This window comes from Pseudomonas brassicacearum (assembly GCF_918698105.1).
Taxonomy (GTDB): domain Bacteria; phylum Pseudomonadota; class Gammaproteobacteria; order Pseudomonadales; family Pseudomonadaceae; genus Aquipseudomonas; species Aquipseudomonas brassicacearum_F.
This window is the reverse complement of the sequence record NZ_CAKKMI010000076.1, coordinates 19,304-28,576: the sequence shown is the minus strand read 5'-3', so window position 1 is coordinate 28,576 and position 9,273 is coordinate 19,304. Positions and strand designations below refer to the sequence as shown.

At 53.2% G+C, this 9,273-nt stretch carries 10 protein-coding genes and 4 pseudogenes; 4 read left to right on the top strand and 10 right to left on the bottom strand.

What is annotated here, in order from left to right; all coding sequences use genetic code 11:
* The 4 genes and pseudogenes from LQ215_RS23815 to LQ215_RS23805 all read right to left on the bottom strand — a co-directional run.
* Positions 1 to 216 (bottom strand): annotated as a pseudogene (locus tag LQ215_RS23815) (hypothetical protein); the annotation flags it as partial.
* Positions 217 to 253: 37 nt separating this feature from the next.
* Positions 254 to 524 (bottom strand): annotated as a pseudogene (locus LQ215_RS23810) (nitric oxide reductase activation protein NorD); the annotation flags it as partial.
* A pseudogene (locus tag LQ215_RS29835) lies at positions 511 to 603 on the bottom strand (DUF421 domain-containing protein); the annotation flags it as partial. The pseudogenes LQ215_RS29835 and LQ215_RS23810, both read right to left, overlap by 14 nt.
* Before the next feature lie 8 nt (positions 604 to 611).
* Positions 612 to 881 (bottom strand): hypothetical protein, encoded by a 270-nt coding sequence (locus tag LQ215_RS23805; RefSeq protein WP_230152842.1) that lies wholly within the window; start codon positions 879 to 881, stop codon positions 612 to 614.
* A 101-nt stretch (positions 882 to 982) separates the two neighbouring features.
* Between LQ215_RS23805 and LQ215_RS23800 the strand changes: the two genes are divergently transcribed.
* The 4 genes and pseudogenes from LQ215_RS23800 (at position 983) to LQ215_RS23785 (ending at position 3,420) form a co-directional block, all read left to right on the top strand.
* Positions 983 to 1,273, top strand: a complete 291-nt coding sequence (locus LQ215_RS23800; protein ID WP_230152841.1) for a type II toxin-antitoxin system ParD family antitoxin — start codon at positions 983 to 985, stop codon at positions 1,271 to 1,273.
* A gap of 2 nt (positions 1,274 to 1,275) precedes the next feature.
* Positions 1,276 to 1,557 (top strand): annotated as a pseudogene (locus tag LQ215_RS23795) (type II toxin-antitoxin system RelE/ParE family toxin).
* Positions 1,558 to 2,194: 637 nt separating this feature from the next.
* Positions 2,195 to 2,599, top strand: a complete 405-nt coding sequence (locus LQ215_RS23790) for a hypothetical protein (RefSeq protein WP_230152839.1) — start codon at positions 2,195 to 2,197, stop codon at positions 2,597 to 2,599.
* A 134-nt stretch (positions 2,600 to 2,733) separates the two neighbouring features.
* Positions 2,734 to 3,420, top strand: a complete 687-nt coding sequence (locus LQ215_RS23785) for a thioesterase domain-containing protein (RefSeq protein WP_230152838.1) — start codon at positions 2,734 to 2,736, stop codon at positions 3,418 to 3,420.
* 622 nt (positions 3,421 to 4,042) lie between these two features.
* Here LQ215_RS23785 and LQ215_RS23780 read toward each other — a convergent pair.
* The 6 genes from LQ215_RS23780 to LQ215_RS23755 are packed head-to-tail and all read right to left on the bottom strand — an operon-like array spanning position 4,043 to position 9,271.
* Positions 4,043 to 4,906 carry a putative PEP-binding protein gene (locus tag LQ215_RS23780; protein WP_230152837.1) on the bottom strand — a complete coding sequence of 288 codons (864 nt, stop codon included), beginning with the start codon at positions 4,904 to 4,906 and terminating at the stop codon, positions 4,043 to 4,045.
* The gene (locus LQ215_RS23775) at positions 4,903 to 5,682 is read right to left on the bottom strand and encodes a GNAT family N-acetyltransferase (protein WP_230152836.1); all 780 of its coding nucleotides are present in this window, start codon (positions 5,680 to 5,682) and stop codon (positions 4,903 to 4,905) included. The genes LQ215_RS23780 and LQ215_RS23775 overlap by 4 nt, the downstream gene beginning before the upstream one ends.
* Complete coding sequence (locus LQ215_RS23770) at positions 5,679 to 6,671, bottom strand: hypothetical protein (RefSeq protein WP_230152835.1); 993 nt, start codon at positions 6,669 to 6,671, stop codon at positions 5,679 to 5,681. Before LQ215_RS23770 ends, LQ215_RS23775 begins: the two co-directional genes overlap by 4 nt.
* Positions 6,672 to 6,683: 12 nt before the next feature.
* The gene (locus LQ215_RS23765) at positions 6,684 to 7,493 is read right to left on the bottom strand and encodes a hypothetical protein (RefSeq protein WP_230152834.1); all 810 of its coding nucleotides are present in this window, start codon (positions 7,491 to 7,493) and stop codon (positions 6,684 to 6,686) included.
* An 8-nt stretch (positions 7,494 to 7,501) separates the two neighbouring features.
* Positions 7,502 to 8,257, bottom strand: a complete 756-nt coding sequence (locus LQ215_RS23760) for a hypothetical protein (RefSeq protein ID WP_230152833.1) — start codon at positions 8,255 to 8,257, stop codon at positions 7,502 to 7,504.
* 9 nt (positions 8,258 to 8,266) lie between these two features.
* On the bottom strand, positions 8,267 to 9,271 hold the full coding sequence (locus tag LQ215_RS23755; RefSeq protein ID WP_230152832.1) for a PLP-dependent cysteine synthase family protein: 1,005 nt from the start codon (positions 9,269 to 9,271) through the stop codon (positions 8,267 to 8,269).
* Between the last annotated feature and the right edge of the window lie 2 nt (positions 9,272 to 9,273).

Genomic DNA, 9,273 nt, shown 5'->3' with positions numbered 1-9,273 from the left:
CTGTTGATCCGTCCCTTGGGCGAGCAACGCGATAACCAGATTTTCCAGAGCAATCACACGAACACGAAGGTGAACCAACTCGGTATTTGATAATTCGGGAAGCTCATGAGTGCCTTGGGTGGGAAAAACTTTTGATGTGTCTTCAGCGTCCCATCTCGAAAGCGTCATCTGAAGTTGTTGTGCAACAACCGACGATGGGGTCTTGTCTTTAGGCATAAAAGGATTCTCCAAAGAGAAGGCGAATTGTGGAAGCTCAAGCCATCACCAGCCTTCCGATCCACTTCAACAACACGCCGGGCAACAACTCGGATCTGGGCAACAAGGCGTATTGACGCGTGCCAAATAGCCTGGCGCATGTCTTCTACACCATAACGACCCTCATACTGATCGATATCATTTGGTTTGCCATCGGAAATCAACAATAGCAGACTACGACTGCTGGCTTCGCGCATCAGTAAGGCGCTGGAGTGACGTATGGCGTCCCCTGCCCGGGTGTAGCGTTCCGGTTCGAGTAGTGAGTTGCGCCAGGGAGCGCCTGCCGACGATCCTGAATAGAATCATCAACACGAGGTAAAGGGTGGCTGCGCGCAATACCAAGTCCATGAGATCCCCTACGGATAAATGAATTGTGAGAAACCCACGGACGTACTGATGGCCACCTGGCTGTCGAAGCGGCCCACGCCGTCGCTGCGCAAAGGTAGATACAGTACGTTTGGCCATAATTGTCGCTGAGCAAGCCAAAGCTTCACATCCTCCCCGGCGGTACTGGCCTTAAGGGGTGGCGGCTGCAGCATTTCAACATTGAAGCCGCGCAATAATTCGCCACTGAGGGCTACCTCCAGGAGCTCGCGAGCTTCGCCCTGCAGACGGATGACCAGCACGACACAGTTCGTCAGATACAAATCCCGAGCGATTCGTCCGCGGGCAAAATGGCATATGCCAATAGTCGAAAGAGCCTGCTTGCCCAGAACTGGAGCTCATTATGGCGACGCGAAACGTTGTGCTCGCCCCTCACCAGGAACAGGTTATCCATGACCTGGTGCAGTCCGGCCGTTATCAGAATGCCAGCGAAGTGATGCGAGAAGGTTTGCGTCTATTGGAGCAGCGCGTCGCCGAAGACATCGCTAAAATTGAGGCCCTGCGTCAGGCTACCTTGATAGGCATCATGGACCTTGAGCACGGGCGCTTCACTCAGTTGAACGAAGGGGATCTGGAGCATTTCCTTGAGGGATTGAGCCAGGAGGCAACCCTCCCCGCACGCGAGAAACGTTGAGCATGCCGCAGTATCGGATTTCCGACGCTGCGCGCACAGACATTGTCGACATCCTCAGGCTCTCCCAGGCGCTGACCCTCGCGGCGTTGCAAGCGATTGCCGATACGCCTATCGCGTTGGCAGCCACGACCGCAATGAGCTCGCTCCTCATTTATTCACGCCAGCAGGCCAAACAACCTCATGGCGTGGTCAAAAGTCCGCGACATATCGTGTTCTATCGTGTGAGAGACGGCGACGTGATTGAGATCGTCCGACTCCTCCGTGACCACGAGACTGGTAACTGACGTCCGACTCATTGAAATTCAAGGGGTTTCTTTTCTTTCAACAGCAGCAACGGACTTAATTCTGGACTTTTTTTCAATTCCGCATCAAGCAAGAAAACAGAAGCCTTTCCAAACGACAGCGGGAGCGTGGCTTGATCTGAACAGCTCGCAGTACGACGCAGAGCAAACTGGCTCCAAGTTCTTTAAAACGCCACGCAGAGGCCAGGTGCGGCGGTGGGTAAAATTCATCAGCACATTACTCATATCCGGTTGTTAGCGGATCGTTTTGCTGTCAAATCGACTCGGACGCTTGATTCGATTCAGGAGCTATCGAGGCTGGGAAGCGATCCTCAGGCTTCCGTGGGGCGATTTCACCTATACGCAATAGCTGTGCTCATCCTCAACACTACCTGTTTCGCGTCGCGCAAACGCCAGTCGCCGTCGCCGCAGTGAGCTCCGCCCAGATACCACTTCCATCCGTCGAAACTTAGCGTGTGAGTGGTACTACTCCCCTCCGCGCCGTTGGTAGTAGGCGCTTTTGTACAATTGACGCTTCTGGCCAGCCCTCGTAATACTTCACGCCGCAAAACCAGCCAGTCACAACAATAATAATTACTGCCGGGCGCCTAGATGCGCCGATGAGACAAGGAGTTCTTAAATGCTTGGTTACTATGCGCAATACAGCAAGGAATACATCACAATCCTGATGGTGGTGACCACCCTCTTCTTTGCCTTACCCATCTTTTTCGCCCCGCTCCAATGGGCCCGGCTCATGCGCTGGACCGTCCCCGAACACGAACACCTGGCTATCTATTTCGGCCGTTGCCTCGGCGCGTTCATCCTTGTCGTTGAAGTAGCAATGTTGCGTTCGGCCACCACAGGCACCAGTTTCAGTTATGCCTTCGATATTCTTTTCGTAGTCTTCACGATGATGTTTTTCGTGCATGTCTACGGCGCAATCAAGAAGATCCAGCCTATTACCGAAACACTGGAAATCGGTTTCTGGATGATCCTCTTCGTACTCAATATTTTGTTCTACCCCACCCCCAACATCACGCTGTAAACCTTCGCCGGACCGTGGTCGGAAGTTTGCCGGTCGCCGTTCAACCCCATTGAAAGTCAGCATTGCCTGGCGCCTTCGCGTCGGCGGCCCCGTATCCGCCGAACGCTGCGCCATGGTCGGTTCAAGGAGTGAACATGATCCAATCCAGGGAAGACGCCGCGCTCAAGCCGGTACTCAAGGAATTAGTGCGCGACCTGCTCCTGCAGGCCACCGGACTGGCCCCGGCATCGCTGCACGATGAGGCGCCGTTCCATGAGATCGGCCTGACTTCCCTGGCGATCCTCAACTTCAACGAGCGAATCCAGCCGGTGTTCCCCGGCCTCAACAAGACTTTGCTCTTCGACTGCCGCCATCTTGGCGATGTGGTCGAGCACCTGTTGTGCGAGCATCCCGAGGCCTGCAACCGCTACTTGCAACTGCAGCACCCTATGCAACAGGAAACGCCCGCGGTGCCCGACACCGCCACGGCACCCGGCACCCCGCGCGAGGTCCTGGAAAACAAGGCGATGATGGACATCGCCGTACCGATCCTGCAAGCGGACCTGACGTTGATCCTCGACTATCGGCACCTGCATCCCCGCCCGCTGGAGATCCCCGTGCGGGTGTTTGGCGCCATCGATGATCCGCAGGTGGGATACGAATCCCTGCTGGCCTGGCAGCGGGTCAGCGGTGCGAACTTCAGCCTGCACATGATCGACGGGGGGCATTTTGCGGTGATGGAGCAGATGGGGTGGGTGTTGCAGGAGCTGGATGTCACGCGGATCGATTCCCCTTTCTATCAGCGTCCCGGCAACATCACGCAAAGCGTGAGCCCCTCGTAAGCTAATTTCAGGGTAGGTACCGGGCACCGGATTAATGTACTGAAAAATGTACTGAAAAAACGAGGCTGATAGTGGTTTAGAGAGGAATTACTGAAACGAAAAAAGGACCCGAAGGTCCTTATTTCGATCGCTTGCAGAATTCAATCAACTATGCAGCGCTATGTTTGGAGCGGGAAACGAGACTCGCATCTGGTGTCCGACTCGTTGAAATCTAAGGGGTTTCTTTTGTTGCTGAAGCAAGAAAAGACTCAATCCTGGACTTGTTTTCGGGGTGTTTCAAGAGCGAAAAGGTGTAATTCTAAGCAAGGCTATTGGATTCTACCCATAGCCAATGGACGAATGATAATCAAGCCGGTAGTGACACTTTCACAGGATCAATAGGGTATGACCCAACCTCCCCTGCTCACCAGTCAACTCACAACCTACGAATATCGGCCACCGCAAGCAACTCTTCAGGCTGGTTTTCCTATGAGTGCTTGGCACAGAGTAACGACTGTCTGAAGTACCGCTGCGTTTCGGTCTATTACCAAAGGCCGCACGGCCAGAAGCCACCATCCCATGCGTCGACGACTTTTAGTTCGACTCACTTCAGTCAGCCCGTCATATCCGATTCTCGAGGTGTTTACGTCTCCCGTTTTAAAGCACGTTTGGCCAAATTGGTTTGCCGTTTGATCTGACTCACTAGGTTCACGTCTTCCATCTCCAGAAACGCTGGATTATCCAGCAGTTCCGGTAACTGACCATAATGCAGCGAAATATAATCCACTTTTTCCTTGCTGACCTTCTCCAGAATTTTCGCGGAAAACTTTCCTGCCACACCGTACTCGCAACGCCCTGAAATATCGGCAATGGCCTGATTGATCAGACGCCACAAGGCCGGATGCAATTTTATATCATCCGCCCCACGATCCTGGCCGAGCGTCAAACATGAAAGATCATTCAGGCCGAACACCAGATTGCTGGCGCCGCTGCTGATAAAGTGCTCGACCTCAAGCAAAGCGGAAGGCACTTCCAGCATTGTCCCGTACCTGTTCGGCCACTGCATTTTCTTGAGAGCCGAAGCGAAATAGTCGAATTCGGTACGATCCTGGATAAACGGAAAAATGATATGCAGGTTGTCGAAACGTGCGGCGAGCGCCCCGAGTATCCCCAGTTCAATCCGAAACGCCTCCTGATCCACTCGGGCACGCCGCAGCCCCCTGATACCGAGCATCGGATTCTGCTCCACGATATAGGTCTTTTCTGTGGCTAACGTGGCAGCCTCATCAGCCCACAAGTCGGCCAAGCGATACCAAACCGGCTTGCCTTGAAATAACTCGCATACCGCGATCACGTATTGCGTAAGCGCCTCTTGCACAGAATGTTGTTGGAGCCCAGCGCCGTGTCTGCGCAGGACGAACTCGCTGCGAAGCAGACCTACTCCCGAAAAAAATGCTGCAACCGATGGCGTAGGCAGCTCACCGCTCAATGATAATCTGAAATTCATTTAATCCTCGTCGAATATCCGTCGCAGTACAAAAAGCCGAAATGATCAGCGGCCATGAATCCGAACCGCGCATAAAATTCAATGACGTACTCTGTCTCCAGCATGATAAAACCCATACGGCTTTTGGCGACTTCCGGCAACCCAAGCAAGTGTCTGACCAGCCGTTCGCCAAATCCGCGACCACGATGAGCGGCCATCACAAACACGCCAAACAACAGAAAATCCCAAGCACCCCCAGCGTTTCGAAAAAAAGCCACCGCCGCGCCTCCCGCGACTTCTCCCTCGGGACTGCGCAATATCAATGTCCGCCCCTGGCGACAATCTTTCAACAGCCACAAGGGAACGGGCGTCAGATCGCACTGGCGCTGCGAACATTGGTAGATTTTCAGCAATGCCGAAGCCGTAAAGCCGTTCGCCACGTCACAGCGCCAACCCTCAGGCCACGCTCTTTGAGGATTCAGGACCAATGCGGACTCAACCGACAAAATGCCCCCCGAAAGCGACACTACGTTTTTAAATCCGTCGTTGAGCAGAAAAGCCGAGGTGGAGCAGGCGGCCCTCAAAGGCACCTTGACCAACAACCTGGCGCCATCCCGATGCCACAATTCGCGCTTGCGTTTGAGCACTGCCAGCGAATCGAAATACAAGGTACGCCCTTGAGAACAGAGGCCACGCTGCGAACGTGTCAAATGGCGGATGCGGTACAACCAGTCTGCCCATGCCGCATGGTGGCACCGGCCAAGATGAAGGATTGGACCGGTGTCACGAATAATCATTCGGCCGTATCCGTGTGATAGGCCGCGACAACATGCAACGCCTGCTCTTCCCAGTGATCGAGGACAAGCCCCGCTGCGCTGAATGCGCGGCATAGCTCTTCAGACACATCGACCTTGAGCAGAGCCGGATCACACGCTGCGACCATCGTATTCGTCATGCACATCAATCGATACCGATAGAGTGACTGCTTGAGCGATGCATTATCCATCACGCCTTCCTTGCAGCATTCATGCAGCGCGATGAAGTCTTTTTTGAACGATGCCAGACCCGACCACAAGAACGGGACCTGAGCGTGCGCCGCTTGCCGGGAAACATCCCTGGACAACCGCCGCAAGCCTTCAATCAGCTCGAGCAGTCGGTCTTTTGCGGTAAAAACAGGGCTGCCATACAGACACGCGACTCCTCTTGCCAGAATGTTCGGCAGCCCACTGAAGACTGAGGACGCACCATCCACTCTGGCGTGCTGCCCCACCAGATAAAGCACCTCGCTCTCCAGAGCTGCGTCCGCCAGTTGGTTAATTCGGACAGCGAACTCCGGGCCAAACAACAACTGCAGCTCATGTTCGACGCCATCATCGTCATCCGGACTATGTACCACCGACAAACTGCGCTCACACCATGTCGTGAGCGCCCGCAGCTTCCCGACTTTCGGCTCGGCCATGCGGCTGCTGCCTTTGAGGGATGCAATGTAGGGCTGAAGTCCCTGCGGGAGCGCTTGCCGGGATCGAACTGCCAGCACGACTGAACCGCCTGCTGTAAACGACCGAGGTGAGAGCCAGTTCGATAGCGTCCGGCTCTCTCCCCGATCGTGAGTAATTCGGCCCTGATAGAGCAACAGCACTTCCGGGATCGAAAACCGATGGGGCATGGCTGCAACTACGTAGATATCGGCATTGTGCAAGGCCTCAAGTATGGGCTTGAGCAAATCCTGGGCCATAGCGTCCGGTGTTACCGTAATCAGACCCAGTTCAGTTTCAGGCGTAGACATAAATCCCTCTCACTATAAATTTCGGCTGATGCCCCTGGAGATGGACTGGCAAAGCTCGAACGCCTCTTGCGGAGCTATTTCATCGACAATCGAGTACAAAAAACTACGTGCCTGAGTCAATGCATCACGGCTCATGTTCAAGCCATACTTTTTTGCAAAACCATAGATCGGAATATCTGCGGCCCGCTGTGCCAGACGCACCGAATCGAGTGTTTCCTGAAAAGAGTCGCGCCATATTCCGATGTTTCTGTCCGAGTCAAACTCCATGTCGGTCAGCGTAGCGAGCAACGTGCGGAACTGCTCCTCGTCCTCCGGAGGATCGATTACCGAGAAAAAATCCTGTAAGGCGTCAAAGTGCGAAGCATTTGAAAAGTGCTCTGCAATGATTATGTCCAACGCATACTCGACAGCACTGTGATGGAAATCAAGACGCTTTTTCTTATTCCAATCCTCTGGTAGAACGGCACTATCGAGGAGCAACTCAGAGGCTTTGAGACCGGAATAAAAATCTTGATATCCGCCAGCCGAAAGCCCCATCTTGCTATAGGCCCAGCCACACTTCCTTTTCTCCAGACTTGACCAATCGCTGCCGTAATGAATAATCCAGTCAGCAATCAGGTGAGCCTTTATTTCCCGGAATGGTGGACGTTTCTCCACGGAACTCAAACACGGGTAACCGGGACTCAGAATGTGCTGATAGGCCCAGTCATGGCAGTGAAAAATGTTCGGAATGAGCATCGTCAGAAACTGTCGGGTATAAATATCCGCAGACGAGAACTCTCCACTAAGTTCCGCCACGTAACAATGTCCAAGCGTATCCATGGACGCTCCTATATACGATTAGACAATGTACGGGAACGGACAAACTCGACGCACTCACCCAGCATGGATGTCATGTCCTGATCCGATATCTGTGCCAACCCGCGATCAATGCATTCTCCGAGCAGGTTTAACGATTGAGGACAATGAGTCAGTCCAAACTTCTTCAGTCCCGCGAACAATACCCAATCACCGGTATTGCCAGCGCGGCTAACCCGCTCTTGAAAACTCTGTAAGTCACTGCGAAATACTTCACTGTCCATATCGAACTCATCGGCCATAAACCCCAGATGCCGCGTCAGTTGCCCCGTATCTATCGCGCTGATTCCCTGTTGGACCGTGTGAAAGTGATGCTCCACCGGTTGCGTTCGGGAAATCCAAGTATCAATCGAATACTCGACCATCGTATGTGAAAAGCCCCGATAGGAGTCCCTCTCGACAGACGGATTCCTCAACCCCTGGTTTTCGGCCGTCGAGAAGAAATCATCGTACATCTTAGCAAAGATGCCCATTTTTCTGTAGGCCCACCCTTTTCGGGTTCTTTCATCTCCCGGACCGTAGTGAACCCACCAATCGGCTAGCAAATGCGATACTGCAAGCTCTTGGCTTTCAGAGCGTTGACGTGCAATAAAACACTGTTGATAGCCGACATCATGGCCGCGCGCATAATCCGGAAAAGTAATATAGCCAATACCTTCACCGTATATTTTTCGATTAGCCCATAGTCCACATGCATCAGAAATAAAGCAATGACCGGTTATATACATAGCCTACTCCTAAACAAACTCTAGGTCGCCAAACTCAGAACCGATGATCAAGCCCTTCTCTGCCCGCCATTGTGGATTATAAATAGTGCTTAGATACGACCGGCCGCCATCGGGAAGCAATGCGAGAATACGTTGGTCAGTCCCTTCATTATTTTTAATGTACTTTCTGGCTGCGGCCAGAATGGTACCGGAAGAGCCTCCGACAAATAGTCCTTCTTTCTGGAAACAATCGACCGCTGACTCTACGGAATCCGCATCTGAAACCAGGATCGTTTCATCGATCAGCGACATATCTGCTATGTCAGGTCGAAAATCCCCGCCGATGCCCTCGATCCAGTACGGTGAAGCGCTCACCTGCTCTTGCTGGAAATGATTGACATGCGTGCTGCCCAGCGGGTCGGCGAGCACCACCCGCAATCGGCTATTGCGTTGTTTCAGGTACGTTGCGACACCAGTCAATGTCCCACCGGTGCCTAACCCGCAAACTAGTACGTCAAGCTGGTCGCCGAAGGCATCCCAGATTTCCGGGCCTGTCGAAAGATAGTGTGCTTCAACATTTGCCTGATTGCTGAACTGATCGCAAAACCAGCCGTTGGGAAGACTTTGAGCGATGCGTTTGGCAACGTTGACAAAGTGCTGGGGAGAAGAAGGCGCAACCGCATACGGACAAATCACCACCTTGGCACCGTAAGTGCGCAGCAAATTGATCTTCTCGGCGCTCATCTTGCTGCTCATGACAGCAATCAACGGATGATTGTAATGTGAGGCCGCCATCGCGAGGCCCATAGCGGTATTACCAGCAGTGGCCTCGACGATGACACCGTCTTCCACCAGTGCACCGCTGGCACGTGCGCACTCAACCATGTGAAAACCAATGCGGTCCTTTATCGATCCGCCAGGGTTAAGAAACTCACATTTGGCATACAGGTTGGTACTTTTCAAACCGTTGATTTTTGAAAGTTTAAGAATTGGTGTACGCCCCACCATACTTTTCAGATCCGGAAGGATATCCATGC

What these genes read in the sequence shown, in the direction of transcription:
- LQ215_RS23800 (WP_230152841.1), top strand. Translation starts at nt 983, where the DNA reads ATGGCGACGCGAAACGTTGTGCTCGCCCCTCACCAGGAACAGGTTATC.
- LQ215_RS23790 (WP_230152839.1), top strand. Translation starts at nt 2,195, where the DNA reads ATGCTTGGTTACTATGCGCAATACAGCAAGGAATACATCACAATCCTG.
- LQ215_RS23785 (WP_230152838.1), top strand. Translation starts at nt 2,734, where the DNA reads ATGATCCAATCCAGGGAAGACGCCGCGCTCAAGCCGGTACTCAAGGAA.
- LQ215_RS23780 (WP_230152837.1), bottom strand. Translation starts at nt 4,906, where the DNA reads ATGAATTTCAGATTATCATTGAGCGGTGAGCTGCCTACGCCATCGGTT.
- LQ215_RS23775 (WP_230152836.1), bottom strand. Translation starts at nt 5,682, where the DNA reads ATGATTATTCGTGACACCGGTCCAATCCTTCATCTTGGCCGGTGCCAC.
- LQ215_RS23770 (WP_230152835.1), bottom strand. Translation starts at nt 6,671, where the DNA reads ATGTCTACGCCTGAAACTGAACTGGGTCTGATTACGGTAACACCGGAC.
- LQ215_RS23765 (WP_230152834.1), bottom strand. Translation starts at nt 7,493, where the DNA reads ATGGATACGCTTGGACATTGTTACGTGGCGGAACTTAGTGGAGAGTTC.
- LQ215_RS23760 (WP_230152833.1), bottom strand. Translation starts at nt 8,257, where the DNA reads ATGTATATAACCGGTCATTGCTTTATTTCTGATGCATGTGGACTATGG.
- LQ215_RS23755 (WP_230152832.1), bottom strand. Translation starts at nt 9,271, where the DNA reads ATGGATATCCTTCCGGATCTGAAAAGTATGGTGGGGCGTACACCAATT.